The sequence below is a fragment of the bacterium genome (assembly GCA_024224155.1).
GTDB lineage: Bacteria > Acidobacteriota > Thermoanaerobaculia > Multivoradales > JAHEKO01 > CALZIK01.
This window is the reverse complement of record JAAENP010000356.1, coordinates 1-17,642: the sequence shown is the minus strand read 5'-3', so window position 1 is coordinate 17,642 and position 17,642 is coordinate 1. Positions and strand designations below refer to the sequence as shown.

At 64.9% G+C, this 17,642-nt stretch carries 17 protein-coding genes; 10 read left to right on the top strand and 7 right to left on the bottom strand.

The window, feature by feature from the left end:
• Nucleotides 1-68: 68 nt before the first annotated feature.
• The 8 genes from GY769_17870 (at nucleotide 69) to GY769_17835 (ending at nucleotide 7,338) form a co-directional block, all read left to right on the top strand.
• Nucleotides 69-362, top strand: a complete 294-nt coding sequence (locus GY769_17870; GenBank protein ID MCP4203790.1) for a DUF503 domain-containing protein — start codon at nucleotides 69-71, stop codon at nucleotides 360-362.
• The gene (gene rbfA, locus GY769_17865) at nucleotides 359-715 is read left to right on the top strand and encodes a 30S ribosome-binding factor RbfA (protein ID MCP4203789.1); all 357 of its coding nucleotides are present in this window, start codon (nucleotides 359-361) and stop codon (nucleotides 713-715) included. The genes GY769_17870 and rbfA overlap by 4 nt, the downstream gene beginning before the upstream one ends.
• Complete coding sequence (locus GY769_17860; protein MCP4203788.1) at nucleotides 693-1,700, top strand: bifunctional oligoribonuclease/PAP phosphatase NrnA; 1,008 nt, start codon at nucleotides 693-695, stop codon at nucleotides 1,698-1,700. Before rbfA ends, GY769_17860 begins: the two co-directional genes overlap by 23 nt.
• Nucleotides 1,672-2,586, top strand: coding sequence for a tRNA pseudouridine(55) synthase TruB (truB, locus tag GY769_17855; GenBank protein MCP4203787.1), 915 nt, complete (start codon nucleotides 1,672-1,674; stop codon nucleotides 2,584-2,586). Before GY769_17860 ends, truB begins: the two co-directional genes overlap by 29 nt.
• Nucleotides 2,587-2,671: 85 nt before the next feature.
• Nucleotides 2,672-2,941 (top strand): 30S ribosomal protein S15, encoded by a 270-nt coding sequence (rpsO, locus tag GY769_17850; GenBank protein ID MCP4203786.1) that lies wholly within the window; start codon nucleotides 2,672-2,674, stop codon nucleotides 2,939-2,941.
• Between the two features lie 152 nt (nucleotides 2,942-3,093).
• Nucleotides 3,094-5,325 carry a polyribonucleotide nucleotidyltransferase gene (pnp, locus tag GY769_17845; protein MCP4203785.1) on the top strand — a complete coding sequence of 744 codons (2,232 nt, stop codon included), beginning with the start codon at nucleotides 3,094-3,096 and terminating at the stop codon, nucleotides 5,323-5,325.
• A 38-nt stretch (nucleotides 5,326-5,363) separates the two neighbouring features.
• On the top strand, nucleotides 5,364-6,575 hold the full coding sequence (locus tag GY769_17840) for a response regulator (GenBank protein MCP4203784.1): 1,212 nt from the start codon (nucleotides 5,364-5,366) through the stop codon (nucleotides 6,573-6,575).
• Nucleotides 6,568-7,338, top strand: a complete 771-nt coding sequence (locus GY769_17835; GenBank protein ID MCP4203783.1) for a Nif3-like dinuclear metal center hexameric protein — start codon at nucleotides 6,568-6,570, stop codon at nucleotides 7,336-7,338. Before GY769_17840 ends, GY769_17835 begins: the two co-directional genes overlap by 8 nt.
• Nucleotides 7,339-7,622: 284 nt before the next feature.
• On the opposite strand, the gene GY769_17830 is transcribed toward GY769_17835, so the two are convergent.
• Genes GY769_17830 through GY769_17820 form a run of 3 tightly spaced genes read right to left on the bottom strand, consistent with a single transcriptional unit; the run spans nucleotide 7,623 to nucleotide 11,140 of the window.
• Complete coding sequence (locus GY769_17830; protein ID MCP4203782.1) at nucleotides 7,623-8,456, bottom strand: TatD family hydrolase; 834 nt, start codon at nucleotides 8,454-8,456, stop codon at nucleotides 7,623-7,625.
• Nucleotides 8,457-8,498: 42 nt separating this feature from the next.
• Nucleotides 8,499-10,406: a methionine--tRNA ligase gene (gene metG / locus GY769_17825; protein ID MCP4203781.1), complete on the bottom strand. Its 1,908-nt coding sequence runs from the start codon at nucleotides 10,404-10,406 to the stop codon at nucleotides 8,499-8,501.
• Nucleotides 10,407-10,459: 53 nt separating this feature from the next.
• Nucleotides 10,460-11,140 (bottom strand): JAB domain-containing protein, encoded by a 681-nt coding sequence (locus GY769_17820; protein MCP4203780.1) that lies wholly within the window; start codon nucleotides 11,138-11,140, stop codon nucleotides 10,460-10,462.
• A gap of 152 nt (nucleotides 11,141-11,292) precedes the next feature.
• Between GY769_17820 and GY769_17815 the strand changes: the two genes are divergently transcribed.
• On the top strand, nucleotides 11,293-12,273 hold the full coding sequence (locus GY769_17815) for a hypothetical protein (protein MCP4203779.1): 981 nt from the start codon (nucleotides 11,293-11,295) through the stop codon (nucleotides 12,271-12,273).
• A 140-nt stretch (nucleotides 12,274-12,413) separates the two neighbouring features.
• On the opposite strand, the gene GY769_17810 is transcribed toward GY769_17815, so the two are convergent.
• The 4 genes from GY769_17810 to GY769_17795 all read right to left on the bottom strand — a co-directional run bounded on the left by GY769_17810 (nucleotide 12,414) and on the right by GY769_17795 (nucleotide 16,638).
• Nucleotides 12,414-13,169: an SDR family oxidoreductase gene (locus GY769_17810; GenBank protein MCP4203778.1), complete on the bottom strand. Its 756-nt coding sequence runs from the start codon at nucleotides 13,167-13,169 to the stop codon at nucleotides 12,414-12,416.
• 14 nt (nucleotides 13,170-13,183) lie between these two features.
• Nucleotides 13,184-14,368 (bottom strand): thiolase family protein, encoded by a 1,185-nt coding sequence (locus GY769_17805; protein MCP4203777.1) that lies wholly within the window; start codon nucleotides 14,366-14,368, stop codon nucleotides 13,184-13,186.
• A 92-nt stretch (nucleotides 14,369-14,460) separates the two neighbouring features.
• The gene (locus tag GY769_17800) at nucleotides 14,461-15,495 is read right to left on the bottom strand and encodes a beta-lactamase family protein (protein ID MCP4203776.1); all 1,035 of its coding nucleotides are present in this window, start codon (nucleotides 15,493-15,495) and stop codon (nucleotides 14,461-14,463) included.
• A gap of 3 nt (nucleotides 15,496-15,498) precedes the next feature.
• Nucleotides 15,499-16,638, bottom strand: coding sequence for a threonine synthase (locus GY769_17795; protein MCP4203775.1), 1,140 nt, complete (start codon nucleotides 16,636-16,638; stop codon nucleotides 15,499-15,501).
• 138 nt (nucleotides 16,639-16,776) lie between these two features.
• On the opposite strand from GY769_17795, the gene GY769_17790 reads away from it, so the two are divergent.
• A partial coding sequence (locus GY769_17790; protein MCP4203774.1) for a serine/threonine protein kinase occupies nucleotides 16,777-17,642 on the top strand: 866 nt, incomplete at its 3' end.

Below are 17,642 nucleotides of genomic sequence, written 5' to 3'. Positions count from 1 at the left end.
GGGCCACCCGGGACGCGGTCCGGCCGGGGCCGTGGTCCCGGAAAGCGGTCCCCGCCAGGAGTATCTTGATGATCGTCGGAGTTGCTGTCGCAGATCTGCACATACCTCAGGCCAGAAGCCTCAAGGACAAGCGCCGCGTGGTGAAGAGTCTGCTCGACCGCGTGGCTCACAGGTACGGGGTCTCCTCGGCCGAGGTCAAGCACCAGAACCTGCATCAGCGGGCCCAATTGGGGTTTGCCCTGGTCAACTCGGACCGGCGGCATGCGGTCGCGGTTCTCGAGAACATCCATCGAATGGTCGAGGGCCGGAGCGAGGCGTTCCTGACCGACTGGCACTCGGACCTGATCGAGGACTTCGAATGAGTCAGCGGACCAAGAGGGTCGGCGATCTCATCCGCCGCGAGCTCGCTGAAGTCATCGTCAGCAAGCTCCAGGATCCCCGAGTTCGTCTCGCCACCGTGGCCGACGTGCGCGTAACCCCAGATCTCCGACGGGCGGTAGTGCGCATGTCGATTCTGGGAGACGAGGAGGCTCGACGCGCCGGCCTCGAGGGTCTGCAGCACGCCAGGGGTTTCCTGCGCACCACCCTGGCAAGGCGCCTGCGGACCATGAAGATCATTCCCGACCTGGTGTTCGAGCTCGATCGCGGAGCCGAGCACAGTCGAAGCATCGAGGACCTACTGGAGTCGCTACATGACGAGAATCGATCCGCCTGACCCCCTCCTGCGCCCGCTCTGTGAAGGAGAGCGCTTCATCATCACCAGCCACCTGAATCCGGATGGCGACGCCGTCGGCTCGTCCTTGGGACTGGCGCGACTCCTCCGCCGCTTCGGCAAGGTGGCGCAGGTCTGGCTCCACGATCCGGTACCGAGCATGTTCGCTCAGCTGGCCGGCAGCGACCGCGTGCATACCGGATCCGATCCGCCGTCGGGCTTCCCGGGCAACTTCGACGCCGCAATCGCCCTCGAGTGCCCGTCCCTTTCCAGGTCCGGCCTCGACAAAGCGCTCGGCGAAATAGATGTCCTCAACATCGACCACCACCTGGGCAATGAGAGCTATGGCCTGGCCAACTGGGCCGACTCCTCGGCTCCGGCGCTCGGCGAGATGATCCTGACGCTGGCCGAGAAGCTCAAGATCCCGCTCGATCCGAAGACCGCGACCTGTCTCCTGGTCGCCCTGGTGAGCGACACCGGTGGTTTTCGGTTCTCGAACAGCTCGGATCGCGCCTTCACGGCCGCCGCCGAGCTGGTTCGCAGGGGCGCCCAACCCCAGCAGATCTCGCAATGGCTCTACGAAAGCAGGAGCGAAGCCTCGTTGCGGCTGCTCCAGGAGATGCTCGGCTCGCTCGAAGTCCACGAGCACGGGAGAGTGGCAACCGCCCTTCTCACCCGGGAGATGTTCGAGCGGTCGGGAGCCGCCCGCGAGGACACCGAGGGCATGGTCGACTTCCCGCGGTCCATTGCTAGCGTCGAGGCCGTGGGTCTGATCCGCGAGATCGACGGTAACCGGGTGAAGGTCTCCTTACGCAGCAAAGATCGAGTCAACGTGGAAGAGATAGCCCGCCGCAATGGTGGCGGCGGGCATCGCAACGCGGCCGGTTTTCGGCTCGACGCCTCGGCTGCCGCGGCGCGCCAGACGGTGATCGACGAGCTGATCCAGGCTTTGGAGAAACATGACTCACAGCGGCCTTCTGCTGATTGACAAAGAGCCGGACTGGACCTCGCACGACGTGGTCCAGAAGGCTCGGCGGGCACTTCGGCAGCGCAAGATCGGCCATTGCGGAACTCTGGACCCCGCCGCCACGGGGCTCCTGGTCCTGACTCTCGGCAAGGCGACGCGCCTGACCCGGTTTCTGATCAACGCGCCCAAGACCTACTCCGGCTCCATCCGGTTCGGGATCAGTACGGACACCTATGACGCGTCCGGAGAGATCAGGTCCGAAAGGCCAATAGCGGATCTCTCCGAGGAAGCGGTCCGGTCCGCCATAGCCGATATGGTCGGGAGCACGGATCAGGCCGCACCGGCTTACAGCGCCAAGAAGCTGAACGGTGTCAAGTACTACGAACTGGCGCGCCGTGGAGAGGAAGTTCCCACCGCGCTCAAGAAGATCACGATCTTCGACTTTGCCGCCGATGGTCCACTTCGTGACGGTCGCATCGAGTTCACCTTGAGCTGCTCGACGGGCACCTACGTCCGGAGTATCGCCAACGACCTGGGTGAGACTCTGGGCTGTGGCGGGCATCTGGAGACGCTGAGGCGCCTCAGAGTCGGCCCCTTCAGCGTCGAAGACGCCTGCAGTCTCGAGGACCTGGCCGAAGCGGACTCCGCGGAAGCGCACGCTCTCGGTTCGGCGTGGATTCCGTTCGACGCCATCCCGCTCCCCTTCCGCCAGATCAACGCCGACACCCAGCAAGAGCACCGAATCATCCACGGCCAGACGGTGCTGATTCGCGGCGCCGAGTGTCAGGAGGGCGACTGGATCAAGCTCGTCAACCAGCGTCACCAGCTCATCGCGGTGGGCTCGGTGGTCGAGACCATCGGGGATCGCGGCGTCGGCGTCGTCAGGCCACGGATCGTCTTTCGATAGAAGGAGTTGGGTCTATCCCGAGGCACTCGGCTGTGGTACCATCCCGCGCAAGGAAAATTGTAGGTAAAAGTAGGAGGAAGAAGAGTTGTCCGAAGCAGAAGCGACCAAGGCGAGCGTCATCAGCGATTTTCGCAACCACGATGGCGATACCGGCTCGCCCGAAGTGCAAGTGGCACTTCTGACCCGCAGAATCCGTGAGCTCACCGAGCATTTCAAAGTCCACGCCAAAGACCACCACAGCCGCCGCGGTTTGCTGAAGCTGGTGAGTCAACGGCGCCGTCTCCTGGACTACGTCAAGCACCAGAACCTGGAACGCTACCGCGTGCTCATCGAACGACTGGGCATCCGCAAGTAGCGGCGGCCGAGCGGCATCGGCTGGAAAACCCAGCCCCAAAAAAGCAAAACCCAACACGACACTAGTCCCGGGCAGGTGCCAAACCGGCCTCGGCAGGCGTGGATCGCGCCTGTACGGCCCGAGGACCCAAGAAACAGAACAGGAAGACAGAAATGAAAGTCACGAAACACGTCCAGGTCGGAGACAGCACGATCGCCTTCCAGACCGGCCGCATCGCCAAGCAAGCGGGCGGCTCCGTAGTCACCCGTCTCGGCGACACCGTCGTCCTATCCACCGCATGCAGCGCCAAGAGTCATATGCCCAGGTCCTTCCTTCCTCTTACGGTCGACTACCGCGAATACACGTACGCCGGCGGCCGCATTCCGGGAGGTTTCTTCAAGCGCGAAGGCAGGCCGTCCGAGAAGGAGATCATCACCTGCAGGCTGATCGACCGGCCCCTTCGTCCGCTGTTTCCGGAAAGCTACTTCGACGAGACCCAGATCGTGTGCTCGGTGCTCTCCGCCGACGGCGAGCACGATCCCGACATTCTGGCAATCAACGGCGCGTCGTTCGCCCTGATGCTTTCGAAGATCCCCTTCGAGCACGCCATCGGAGCGGTACGAGTCGGTCTCATCGACGGAGAGGTCGTATTCAATCCGGACAACAATCAACGGGACGTCTCCGATCTCGATCTCATCGTGGTCGGTACCAACGACGCGATCGCCATGGTCGAGGCGGCCGCCAACCAACTCCCCGAGGACCTCGTCCTCGAGTGCATCTTCCGGGGCCATCAAGAGATCCAGAAGATCATCGCCGCCCAGCGTGAAATGGTCGCCGAGGCCGGCGCCCAGAAGGACGTATGGGAGGCCAAGCCAGCTTTCTCCCAGGAGACCTACGATCAGGTCAAGAACGATCTCGGCAACGCCCTCGCCGGCGCTCTTCACACCAAGGGCAAGTTCGAGCGCAAGGACGCGGTCGCCGCAGTGACCGGGCCCTACCTCGACAGCCTGCCTGAAGACGACGACGAGAAACGCGGCCAGGTCAAGAAGGTCATCTCCGCTCTGGAAGAGGAGATCCTGCGCGACTCGATCCTGCACACCCAACGCCGCTTCGATGGCAGAGCCCTGGACGAGATTCGCGAGATCGACATCGAGACCGGGCTGCTGCCGCGCACCCATGGATCGGCGCTGTTCACGCGAGGTGAGACCCAGGCACTGGTTTCGGCAACTCTGGGGACGCGCCGAGACGCTCAAATCATCGAGGAGTACGAAGGCGAGACTCTTCAGAAGTTCCTGCTCCACTACAACTTCCCACCTTTCTCGGTGGGAGAGGTCAAGTTTCTGCGCGGCCCGAGCCGGCGTGAGATCGGCCACGGGGTGCTCGCCCGCCGGGCCCTGATGCCGGTGCTCCCCCACGAAGACGACTTCGCCTATACGGTGCGGGTCGTCTCCGACATCATGGAATCCAACGGTTCCTCCTCGATGGCCACGGTCTGCGGCGGCTCGCTGGCGCTCTTCGACGCCGGTGTGCCGCTGATCGCGCCCGTGGCCGGAGTCGCCATGGGGCTGGTCAAGGCCGGCGACACCTTCGCAGTGCTTTCCGACATTGCGGGTCAGGAGGACCACTACGGAGACATGGACTTCAAGGTCGCGGGAACCAAGGACGGCATCACCGCTTTGCAGATGGACATCAAGATCACCGGCGTCACCCGCGAGGTGATGCAACAGGCGCTCGAGCAGGCCCGCGCTGGCCGGCTCCACATCCTCGGCCTCATGGAGCAGGTGGCTCCGGCACCGCGTGAGGAACTGTCCCAGTATGCGCCTCGCCTCCACACCATGCAGATCGACAAGAACAAGATCCGCGACATCATCGGACCAGGGGGCAAGACGATCCGGTCGATCATCGAGGAGACCGGCTGTGAGATCGAAGTCGAGAACGACGGCAACGTCATCATCGCCTCGCCGGATGGCATCGCCGCCGCGAAGGCCCGTGAAATGATCGAACGCCTCACCGAGAGTCCTGAGATCGGCAAGAACTACTCGGGCATCGTCCGGCGCGTCGAGGCCTACGGCGCCTTTGTGGAGATCCTGCCGGGAACCGACGGTCTTTTGCACATCAGCGAGATGGCGCCGAATCGAGTCAACCAGGTCTCTGATATCGTGAGCGAAGGCGACGAAGTCACGGTCAAAGTAGTCAACATTGACGATCAGAACAGAGTCCGACTTTCCCGCAAAGCGGTCATCATGGAGTCACCCGACTTCGATCCGTCGCAGTATCCCGACATGGAGCCTTCGTCGGAGCGCTCGGGAGGGCGCGATCGCTCACGGCACGACGGCCCGAGGGGGCGAGGCCGTGACTCCAGAGACGGCCGGTCCCGAGGCCGCGGCGGCCGCCCCCGTAGCTAGCGTGGTTTCCATCAAGTGTGGTCCCGAGGAGCCCGGTCATGAGTGAGCCGGGTCTCGGGGACACCGCTTCCCTGGACGATGTCTTGGTCGAGTCGACCCGGCCGGCCAAGCCGAATCAGCCAGAGAAGAAAGATCAGATCCTGGTTGTCGACGACGACGACGGCATCCGCCAGCTTCTGGTGAGCCAGATCAAGGCCGTCGGCTATCCCTGCCGGAGCGCGGTCAACGGCGAAGAGGCTCTGGACCTGGCGATCGCCGAGCCCAGGCCATCGCTGGTGGTCTCTGACGTTCAGATGCCAGGTCTTTCTGGAATCGAGCTGCTCCAGCAGTTGAAGCAGCTCGACCCCAATCTCCAAGTCGTCATGGTCTCGGGTCATCACGACATGGCCGTCGTTCGCCAGGCCCTGCGAGACGGCGCCTATGACTACCTGATCAAGCCTTTCGAGCTCGAGGAGCTCGCCAACACGGTGGACCGTGCTCTTCAGCACCATCAGCTCCTCAAGCAGAACGAGGCCTACCGTCTGCGCCTCGAGAAAATGGTCGAGGCGCAAACGCGGGAGATCCTCGAGACCCGCGACCTTTCCCTGATCACTCTCGCAAAGCTGGCCGAATCGCGCGACAACGACACTGGGCTCCACCTGGAGCGCATGAGCGAGTACAGCCGTCGCCTGGCCGAGGAGGTGGCACGCGCCGGCAGCTACGGCGACCTGCTGACCGAACAGTTCATCCATCAGCTCCACCGATCCAGCCCGCTTCACGACATCGGCAAGGTCGGGATTCCAGACGCGATCCTGCTCAAGCCGGCCGCTCTCACGGACGCCGAGTTCAAAGTCATGCAGCAGCACACGACCATCGGCGGTGACACGTTGCGCACGGTGATCGAAACCCACCAGGGACACACTTTTCTGGTCATGGCCATGGAGATCGCCTACTCCCACCATGAGCGCTGGGATGGAAACGGCTATCCGAACGGCCTGGCCGAGTCCAAGATTCCGATTGCCGCGCGAATCGTCACTCTCGCCGATGCCTACGACGCCATCACCAGTCAGCGACCCTACAAAAAGGCCTACGAACACGAAGAAGCCATCCGCCGCATCACCCGCGATCGCGGCCTTCACTTCGATCCGGTCCTCGTTGACGCCTTCTTGCAGTGCCACGAGGACTTCGAGCTGATCAAGAACCAGATCAACTCGAGCGCCCCAGCCACCCGGCCCGGGGCACCAGGCGCGCCGCTACCCTCGAATGAGTAGCGAAACGGTCGCTCGAGCCGAGCTGATTCGGTACCTCGACGAGCTGCTCGACGCCAAGTCCTTTCCCGACTACGGTCCGAACGGGCTCCAGGTCGAGGGACGCGAGTCGATCGAGAAGATCGTCACCGGCGTCTCGGCATGCCTGGGGCTGTTCGAGCGCGCGGCCGAGCTCGAGGCCGACACGGTCCTCGTCCATCATGGAATCTTCTGGAAGGGACTTCCCCTGCAAGTCACCGGCGACAAGTACCGCCGGCTGGAATCCCTGATTCGTCATCGGATCAATCTGATCGGCTACCACCTGCCGCTCGATGCCCACCCCGAGATCGGCAACAACGCGCTCGGCGCCCGGGGCCTCGGTTGTTCCGAGCTCGAGCCGTTCGCCGAGTTCGAAGGCCGCAAGATCGGCTGTCACGGCCGGCTGGCAGAGGCCATCCGCCCCGATGAGCTGCTCGATCGCTGTACCGAGGTCTTCGGCCCGGAGCCCTCGGCATTCCTGGGCGGTCCGGATGACATCGGGACCCTCGGCATCGTCTCCGGAGGCGGCTCCAAGGCTCTCTACGACGCGATCGACCTCGGCCTCGATGTGTTCATCACGGGAGAGCCCAACGAGTGGGTGATGAACGTCGCCAACGAGGCCGGGATCCATTTCGTAGCCGCCGGTCACTACCGGACCGAAGTCCTCGGCATCCGCTCTCTGGGCGAGCACCTCGCCGAGAAGTTCGGAATCGAGGTCGAGTTCGTGGACGTCCCGAACCCGGTGTAGAGCGATTGCCGAAGCGTCGGCCCCCGCCTGCGGGCCGCTGCGCGCACATCGACCGAATCCTGCGAAGTTCCTTGCCGAGCGCTTGCGGCGAGCCCCCTGGCCGGTTGCCTGCCGAGGCGGCGTTTTCGCGCGCCAGCTTCCGGGAGAGCTGTCGCAGTCGACCACAGTGCCGCAAGCGTTCTCCGCTCGCTCCGGACCGCGTTCCGACTCAGTCCCCGATGAAGCGCGACGCCTGTCTTGCAGGGAGCCTCTCTGCGCTCCCGGAGAGACAGTCCTCGCGCGACTCAACCGGTCGGGTCAACCTGATGCCCCTGGCCATCGGTCCGCAAGAACAACCTCCGGAAATTCTCCCCTGTGGCCTCGCAGAGTTCCCGATAGGACACCTCGAGCTCGGCGGCCAGGCGCCGTGCCACCTCCACAACCCATGCCGGGCGGTTCTTCTTGCCCCGATAAGGAACCGGGGCAAGGTAGGGTGTGTCGGTTTCCACCAGGAGCCGATCCCTGGGCGTGGCGGGAAGGACCTCGCGCACGTTGTCCGCCCTGGGGAAAGTCACCATTCCGGAAATGCCGAGATAGAAGCCGCGAGAGATGGCCGTCAGGGCCAGCTCGGGTCCACCGGCATAGGAGTGCAGCACACCCCGGAGGCCGGCGAATGCCGGGGCCTCGACGGCCGCCTGCATCTCGGCGTTGCTCTCGCGGTTGTGGACGATCACCGGCAGACCTGCTTCTTTCGCCAGCTCCCACTGCAGCTTCATCACTCGCTCCTGAATGTCCCGGGGTGAGTAGTCGTAGTGAAAATCCAGGCCGCACTCGCCCACCGCGACCACACCCGGCTCGTTCAACAGTTCTCCGAGCCGCCCCTGGTCGCCGTCATGCCAACTCTTGGCTTCGTGCGGGTGGACTCCCAAAGCGCACCAGACGTCCGCTTCTCGCTGCGCCAGACTCAGCAGCCGCTCACTGTCGCTGAGTCGTATCGCCGGCACCAGAAACCCTCTGACGCCCGCTTCTCTGGCTTCGTCCAGCGTCCTCAGCACCTCCCCGGAATCGAAGTACTGCAGGTGACAGTGCGAATCGACGGGCCCCGAGGACTCGGACCCGAGTGCAACCTGCTTTGCCACCACGGTCTCTCCGGCGGGAGCTCTGTCCGAGCCCGAAGCCCTCTACTTCACCTGGGTGCCGGAAGGCACCTCGGCTCCGGGGTGCAGCAAGACCGGTCTGCCGTCGACCGAAGCCGCCAGCACCATGCCCTGAGACTCGACGCCCATGAGCGTCGCCGGTTGAAGGTTGGCGACGATCACCACTTGCTTGCCGACCAAGTCCTCGGCTTCGTAGGCTTCGGCGATACCGGCAACCAGGTTACGTCTCTCTTCCCCGACCTCGACCTCGAGCTTGATGAGCTTCTTGGACTTCGGAATCCGTTCGGCGGCCACTACTTTCGCGACCTTGAGCTCGATCTTGAAAAAATCGTCGATGCTGATCATGTCGTTTCTTTCCTCTTCGGCCTCCGGAGGCGGCGGCTCGGCTTCGCCCGCGAGAAACGCCGACTTGTCGATGCGCGGGAACAGCGTCCGCTTCTCCGGGAGCGGCGCGGACAGCGGCAAGCCTCCCCACCGGAGCGCATCCGCGTTCACCGATCCGGCATCGACGCCCAGCGCCGTCAAGACCCTGGCGGCAAGGGTCGGCATGAACGGCAAGAGTCCCGTGGCCACCAGCCGAACGCCCTCGAGGCCGTTCCAGAGCACTCGCGAAACGCCGTCGTCGACCTCATCCTTCTTCAGGCTCTTCCACGGCTCTCTCGAGACCAGATACTGGTTCACCTCGGCAAGAATCCGCCAGAGGCCTCTCAAGGCCTTGTGAAAAGCGTACTCGTCCATGGCCTCGAGATAGTCGGCGATCGCCGGTTCGGCGGCATCCTTCACCGGGTTGTTGGAGCAGGACTCCGGTGGCGTCTTGCCGTCAAAGGCCTTGGCCGACAGCTTCACCAGCCGGCTGAGCGTATTGCCCAGATCGTTGGCGAGATCGCTGTTGAACCGGTCCACAAAAGCTTCGTCCGAGAACGACGCGTCCTGGCCGAAGACCATTTCGCGGAGCAGGAAGTAGCGCACCGGATCGACGCCGAAATGCTCGAATAGCTCGTCGAGCCGGACGATGTTGCCGACCGACTTGGAGATCTTCTTAGCGTCCCGCAGCCACCAGCCGTGCGCGTAGACGGTGGTAGGCAGGGGGAGGCCCGCGGACATCAGGAACGCGGGCCAGTAGACCGCGTGAAACCTCAGGATGTCCTTACCGACGAGGTGGACGCGTGTACTGTCCGGACCCTGCCAAAAGGTGTCGAAGAGGGGCTGATCGCCGGCGCCGAAACCCAGCACGCTGAGGTAGTTGGTCAGCGCTTCGAGCCATACGTAGACCGTCTGGCCCTCGTGTCCGGGGAACGGTACACCCCAGGGAAGGTCGGCTCGGCTCACCGAAATATCCCGCAGCCCGGACTCGACGAAGCTCCGGACTTCATTTCGGCGGCTCACCGGCTCGACCGAACCAGGCTGGGCGTACCAGTCGAGCAGCCGGTCCTGGTATTTCGATAGCCGGAAGAAGACGTTCTCCTCCGCCTGCCACTCGGTCGGGCTCTCGTGAACCGGGCAGGCCCTGTCGGGGCCGATCTCCTTCTCGGTGTAGAAAGTCTCGCAGGACGCGCAGTACCAGCCCTCGTGCTTCGCGACATAAAGGTCGCCGTTCGCCTCGATCCGCCGGACGATCTCGGCCACCGCGCGATGATGGCGGTCCTCGGTCGTCCGGATGAAATCGCTGTGGGAGATTCCCAGCTGCTCCCAGAGATCGTGGTACCGCGACACCACCCGATCGGCCTGTTCGAGCGGCGTAATCCCCTTGCCCTCGGCGACTCTGAGGATGTTGACCCCGTGCTCGTCGGTGCCGGTCGAAAAGTAGACCCGGTCGCCCATGAGCCGCCGGTACCTCGCCAGAGTATCGGCCACCACGGTCGTGTAGACGTGGCCAATGTGCGGCAAGTCGTTGACGTAGTAAATCGGCGTGGTTACATAGAAATCAGACATCGCGACACCGTCGGCAAGACGCGAATTGTAACAGCGCCGCCGGTTAGTCCAGACTACCAGCCGCCCCGGGTCTTGAGCGATATCCAGCGCTCGCCGCCACCGAGAATCAGGTGATCCAGAAGCTCGACGCCGACCACGCTCCCGGCCTCGGCCAAGCGTCGGGTGAAGGCGAGATCCTCGGTGCTGGGTGAAGGATCGCCGCTCGGGTGGGTGTGAAAGACGACCAGGCGCGCGGCATCGCACAAGAGCGCCTTCTTGAGCAGCTGCCTGGGCGAAACCGCGGCGCGCTGAAGGGTGCCGCGAAAGACCTCGGCTTCGCCCAAGAGCCGGGTCTTGGCGTCCAGAAAAAGCGCACCGAGGATCTCCTGCCCCTGCCGGGCGTAGCGCAGGCGCAGGTACCTCGCGACGGCGTCCGGGCGATTCAGCAGCTCCTGGTCGGGCAGCTCGCTACGCGCCAGCCTCCGCCCGAGCTCGACCGCGGCGAGAACGGCCGCGGTCTTGGCCGGACCGATGCCCGGTCGCCGCAGCCGAGCCGGCTCGATCCCGACCAGCCCGGCCAGCCCCGAACGCTCGCGCAGCAGATCCCGAGCCATGTCGAGGGCCGAGCGGCCGGCGCCACCCGTTCTGAGCAGAATGGCCACCAGCTCGCTATCGGCCAAAGAGCCGCCGCCATTGGCGAGCAAGCGCTCTCGTGGGCGTTCCGATGACTCGAGATCGCCGATCAGGCCGCTCATATCGTCCTAGAGAGACGCCTTCGGGAAGCCGTTTCTGGCGATCGGTGGCAGTCAGCGCAGATGTTCGATCGAGCCGCCAACCCACCCGTTTGGGGGTTGTAATGTCCTCCGTAAGACTGCATACTCCTGCGTTGTGAGACCGGAGGTCCGGCGTGACCAGCAGAGACCGAATCCTGCTCGTGATTGCCGTCCTGGTGCTGGCGGGCCAAACCGATCCGCTGGCGCTGAGAAATGACGGCATCCAGTTTCCGGACGGCAGCCTACTGACGTCGGCAGGCGGTTCGTACGCCCGGGTGCTCACCGTCGCCGCGAGTGGCGGTCACTTCACTTCCATCCAGGCGGCGCTCGACAGCATTTCGGGCGCCAGTGATTCCAGCCCCTACCTCGTTTGGGTGGCGCCGGGTTCGTACTCGGGTCAGGTGATGATGGAGGACTGGGTCGACATACAAGGCGCCGGCCGCGACATCACCCGCATCTTCAACTCTATCGGTGGCGGGACGGGCTGCACCGAGGCGGCGGTATTCGGGGCCGACCATGCCGAGCTGCGCTCACTCACCGCATTCAGTTTCGGAGATGGCATGGAATGCGCCGCCGCCATGATCAACAGCGGTGCCTCGCCGACGCTCACCGATGTCAAGCTCAAGGTGCACGGCGGCGTTTTCAACGTTGCGCTCCTCAACGAGCTCGGATCGCAGCCCCGCCTGAACCGGGTAGAGATCGAGGCGTGCGGTTACTTCGATGAGACCTGCGCCGACGGCATCGGCATCTGGAATCTCTCGAGTGCTTGGCCGCGACTCACCGACTCGCTGGTCAGCACCGTGGCCTGGGAGCGGGCGCTGGGTTTGTTCAACCAAAGTGGATCCCTGGTTACCCTCCGAGACACGACGATCGAGGTCGTCTCCGCTTCCGACAACAAGGCTAACGTGCGTCTCGAAGACGACTCGGAGGCCAGGATCTACCATTCGGTGCTGATCTCGGACGGTGTCTCGATCGACCACGACACATCGGACATCACTTGCCGCGTCGCGCACAGCGAGATCGGGGGGAGCGTTTCGTCGAGTTGCCGGTGTGTGGCTGTCCACGACGCCGGCTTCGAGCTCTTGGACGCCGCCTGCCAACCTCCGAGTCCCTGAGCTGCAGCCTGTTCTGGGACGCGCCACGTTCTCGCCTCTCGGTCGACACCCTTCGCTTCGCTCGAGGGCAAGCGGGGGTCGACCGCTACAAACTGAGAGGACGCCTGTAGCGGTCGAGCGCCGTCTCGACCGTCAAGCGACTATCCGCAGAGCACGCTGCCGCCGTTGACGTTGAGAATCTCGCCGGTGACATGTCGCGCCAGCGGCGAGGCCAGGAAAAGAACCGCGCCTGCGATGTCCTCGGCCGTGGCCACCCGGCCGAGCGGAATGATCTTCTCGATCGCCTCTCGGCCACCGCCCGCATAGGCCTCGGCCGACATATCCGTGTCCACCCAGCCCGGCGCGACCGAATTGACCCGGACCTGCGGAGCCAACTCGGCCGCCCAGGACTTGGTCGCCGCGATCAGAGCTCCTTTGCTGGCCGCGTACGGGCTGTGGAACGCTTCGCCACGCTGGCCCGCGGTCGAGCTGATGTTCACGATAGAGGGATCGGCCGATCTCGCCATCAGAGGCAGCGCCCGCTGCGCCGCCCAGAACACGCCGCTCAAGTTGAGCCGGAGCGTATCTTCGAGCTTGGCGTCGTCCAGGTCCGCGAGCTCGTTTCGCACCCAGATCCCGGCGTTGTTGACCAGGCAGTCCAGGCGCCTCCATTCTCTCTCCACCTCGTCGAAGAGCCGGTCCACCTGGCGCCGATCGGAAAGATCGGCTGCTGCCATCCGGTGCGGTGCGTCCGCGGCATCCGACAAATCGCCGAGCACCCGCTCGGCCGCCTGCTTGCGAGTCGCACAGTGCACCCAGACCGTCGCACCGGCCCGAGCGAAGAGACGGCAACACGCGGCGCCGATGCCGCGGCTACCCCCGGTGATCAGTACCTTCCGGCCGCCGAGGTCGATCATGGTCGGATCGTCCGCTAGACCTCGACCACGATTGCGATGCCCTGGCCACCGCCGATGCAGGCCGACGCCACTCCGACTCCCCCACCCCGGCGCTTGAGCTCCTTGAGCAGGGTCAGCGTGATCCGGGCCCCCGTCGCTCCCAGGGGATGACCGAGCGCGATCGCGCCGCCGTTGACGTTGAGTCTCTCGACGTCGAGGTCGAGCTCCTTGACGCAGGCCAGGATCTGACCGGCAAAGGCCTCGTTGATCTCGATCAGATCGAAGTCGGCGACGGCCATGCCGGCCCGCCCGGCGGCTTCCCGGATCGCCGGTGCCGGCCCGATGCCCATGCGCGACGGATCCACGGCCACCACCGCCCAGGATCGAATGCGTCCCAGTGCCGGCTTGCCCAGCTCTTCGGCCTTTTCGGCGGTAGCCAGAAGCAACATGGCGGCGCCGTCGACGATACCGGAGGCATTGCCGGCGGTGACAAAGCTGTCTTCGCCAAAGACCGTCGGCAAACCGGCCAAGACCTCCAGGGTGGTATCCAGCCGGAGATGCTCGTCGCGCTCGAGGGTGCGTGCTCGCTTGCCCTTGCCGACCTCGATCGGAGCCACCTCCTCCGCCAGCCTCCCTGCCTCCCAGGCGGCCGCGGCACGCTGCTGGCTCCTAAGCGCGAACTCGTCCTGCTCCTGACGCGAGATCCCGTAGTCACGCGCCAGGTTGTTGCTGGTTTGCGCCATGTAGCAACCGCAGTAGGGATCCAGGAGCGAAGCCATCAGGAGATCCTCGAGCTTCCCCTGCCCAAGGCCGAATCCCCGGCGTGCTCCCCAGATGACGTGAGGAGCCTGGCTCATGCTCTCGATGCCGCCCACCAGACAAGTCTCGCCTTCCTCGTTGAGAATCATGTGCGCGCCGCTGATGATCGCCTGGATCCCGGAGCCGCAGAGCCGGTTGACCGTGAGCGCGGGGACCTCCTGAGGCACTCCGGCCTTGAGCGCCACATGCCGGGCTCCGTAGATCGCATCGCGTGAGGTCTGCATCGCGTTACCGACCACGCAGTGGTCGATCGCGACCGGCTCGACGCCGGTGCGCTCGAACAGGGCCCTCGCCGCATGGGCCCCCAGGTCAATGGCCGAAATGCCGGACAGCGATTGATTGAACTCCCCCATCGGGGTGCGCACCCCGTCGATCAGAACCAGGTCTTTGCTCAGTTTCATGGCTGCTGTTCCTCCAAGCGCCCCATCCTATCTAGAGACGCAGTTAATAACCCGGACACGGGCTCGGAGATTCCCCGCCGGAGTCGCGCGACTCACGGCTCCAGTTCGAGGAACCTCGCGTGCCACTGGCTCAACGGAACCGATACCGAGCTGCGATGGGCCAGAAAGACCCGAATCTCGTCGGTTTCGGGACAGAACCAGACTCCACCACCGGTGAAGCCCCGGTGACCGTACCAGAGTCCCGCCCTACCCGCCGACTCGGCCGGACGACGCCACCACCCCAGGACATACTCGCCTCGACCGGCAAGCGCCGACTCCACAGCTGCCTCGGTCAACACGGCTCCCGGCGCCAGCCACTCCGCGGCCAGACGCCAAATCGCCTGGGCGGACCCGAACAAGCCGGCATGCCCGGAAAGCCCACCCAGAAAGCGGGCATTGCCGTCCTGAGCGGTCCCGGGCGCAGGCGATCTTCGACCGGCGATCTCGAGACCCTCGGCCCGGGCCAGATCCCGCTCGCGATCGTTGCCGAGCCGGCATTCGACCACCCTCGGTACGTCGCCGGGCGGCCCTACGAGGCCGTGGAGACCCAGCGGTCGAGTTACGTGTTCCTGCATCAGTGCCCCCAAGGAGCGCCCGGTTCTCTCTTCCGCGATGCCCCCCCAGAGAATGAAGCCGAGATCGCTGTAGGCCGGCGGCCCCGCACCCAGAAGCCCGGGGCTCGAGCTCAACAGCTCGACTACCTCTGACCGCGCCCGGCAGCGATCAAAGAGCGGCGTCCAGGGCCTCAGTCCGGAGCGATGCCGCAGAAGAGTGCCGAGCCGACGCCGACCCAGGCTGGCCTCGACCGCGATCCCCTCGCGGCCCAGTGCGCGCCCCACCGTCGTTGACAGGGAGAGCTCACCACACCGATCCAGAGCCAGCGCCAGGGTCGCAGTCACCGGCTTGGTGAGCGACGCAAGATCAAAGAGGCTCGACGTCGTAACCCGTCCCGCACCCCGCCGCCTCTTGACGCCGACCGCGGCCCGGTATTCGATCGACCGTGAGCTCCCAACCAGAGCGGCCGCCGCGCTCACCGCGCCCGAGGCGTAGAGCTCGTCGAGGAACCTCCTGAGCTTCCGACTGCTCACGGCCTAACCGTAGTTCGCGGGATGCCCGGTTTGGAGAATCACCACCCGGTCGTCGCGGCCGATCTCGCCGCCGCCGATCAGGCACTCGAGAGCGACCCAACAGGCGGCGCCCTCGGGGCCCCAGTCGAGTCCGGTCTTTCGGGGCAGCTCCCGAGTGGCTGCGGTGACTACCTCTTCCTCCACCGCCACGGCGGTGCCCCCCGTCGCTCGTAGCGCCCGCAGAATCAGAAAGTCGCCGACCGCGCGCGGCACGCGCAGACCCCAGACACGGGTATCGGGTTCGAGCCATGGTTCCGCACTCTCTCGCCCCTCGTGAAACGCCTTGACGATCGGGGCGCAGCCGGTCATCTGGACGGTCACCATACGGGGTCGCCGCGAGCCCACCAAGGCGAGCCTTTCGAGCTCGTCGAAGGCCTTCGGAATTCCTATTAGCCCGGTGCCGCCGCCGGTCGGATAGAGAATCCATTCGGGCAGATTCCAGCCGAACTGTTCGGCCAGCTCGAAGCCCATGGTCTTCTTGCCCTCGAGCCGGTAGGGCTCGCGCAGAGTCGAGACATCGAGCAGCTCGGGCGCTTCCTCCGCCAGCCACCGGCCAGACTCGACCAGAGTCTCTCCAACCGCGTCGATCCTGGCTCCATACGAGCGCACGCGCTCCGTGACGTTCGGGGGCGTGTCGGCCGGGACCGCGACGCGGCATGGCAGGCCGCAAGCCGCGGCGTAGGCCGCGGCCGCGATCGCGGCGTTGCCGGCGCTCGGCAGCCGAACCCCCGGGGCCCCCAACTCACGGGCACGGTTGAGCGCCATCGAGAGGCCCCGAGCCTTGAACGAGCCGGTCGGATTGCCCGCCTCCTGCTTCACCCATACCCGTCTTCCCAGAGCCGCCTCACCCTCGAGAGGTACCAATGGCGTTCCGCCTTCGCCGAGATCGGTGCGATGATCGGGGTCGTTCACCGGAAGCAGCTCCCGATACCGCCACATCGTCCAGGCCCGGCGCGGCAGCGAGCGCAGCAGACGCTGGCCGCGCTCCGGGTCGAGGTCGTATTCCACCAGCCAGGGCGCGCCCGCCGGCGACAGGTTGTGGATTCTCGAGAGCCGATCGCGCGCACCCGTGCGCGGACAGACGAGCTGTTTCGCCCAGTTCACTTGTACTTTCGTCCTTCTCCGCCCGTCCTGAGCGGGTACTCCACCTTATACGGCGGAGTGGCCCTTTTCACATTCGCGCAATCTATCAGCGGCTACGATCAACGTGCCGGAGACCATTCCGGTCCGGCGGCCGAGCTCATGAACCAGAAAGCCAGCTTTGAGACAGCCCGGATCGTGGGCGTCGAGGATATCGAGAGCTCGGGGTTGCCCGAGACCGAGCCCTGCGAGTGCCTCGACCGCTACGAGCTCCGGCGGCCACTCAGCAAGGGCGGCTTTGCCACCGTCTACGAGGCCTACGATCCACGGATCAAACGCTCGGTTGCGATCAAGAAGTGCTCCTCGCTCGACGAAGACGACCACGAGCGGTTCTTCCGCGAAGCCGAGATCGCGGGCAACCTCAGTCACCCCAACATCGTCAGAATCTTCGACTTCGGCGTCGCCGAGGGTGTTCCATTCATCGTCCAGGAGCTTCTCGGCGGCAAGGACCTTGCCGACTGGATCGATTCCGGCCTCGAGCTCTCGACTCACGAGCGCGTTCGAATACTGCTGCAAATCGCCCGCGGCGCCGCCTACGCCCATTCGCGCGATGTCATCCACCGGGACATCAAACCAGCCAACATACGGGTTCTCGAAGACGGTTCGATCAAGCTGCTCGACTTCGGCGTCGCCGCAATCCGGGCGGCTCCTTCGGACCTCACCCAGAAGGGAACCACCGTCGGCACGGCCGCCTATCTGGCCCCGGAGCAGATCCATGGCGAGCGGCCCAGCCGGGCGACCGACATGTTCTCTTTCGGAGTACTGGCCTATGAGCTCCTCTCGGGCCACCGCCCGTTCGAGGGCGAGACCCTTTCGGCGGTGCTCTATCAGATCGCTCATCAGCAATCGGAAGAGCTCCGAGCCGGGGCCATCCCCGGCCGCCTCGTCCGCCTCGTGCACCGCTGCCTGGCGAAGGCGCCGGAGCAGAGGCCCGAGAGCTTCGACAAGATCGTCGAAGCGCTCGAGGA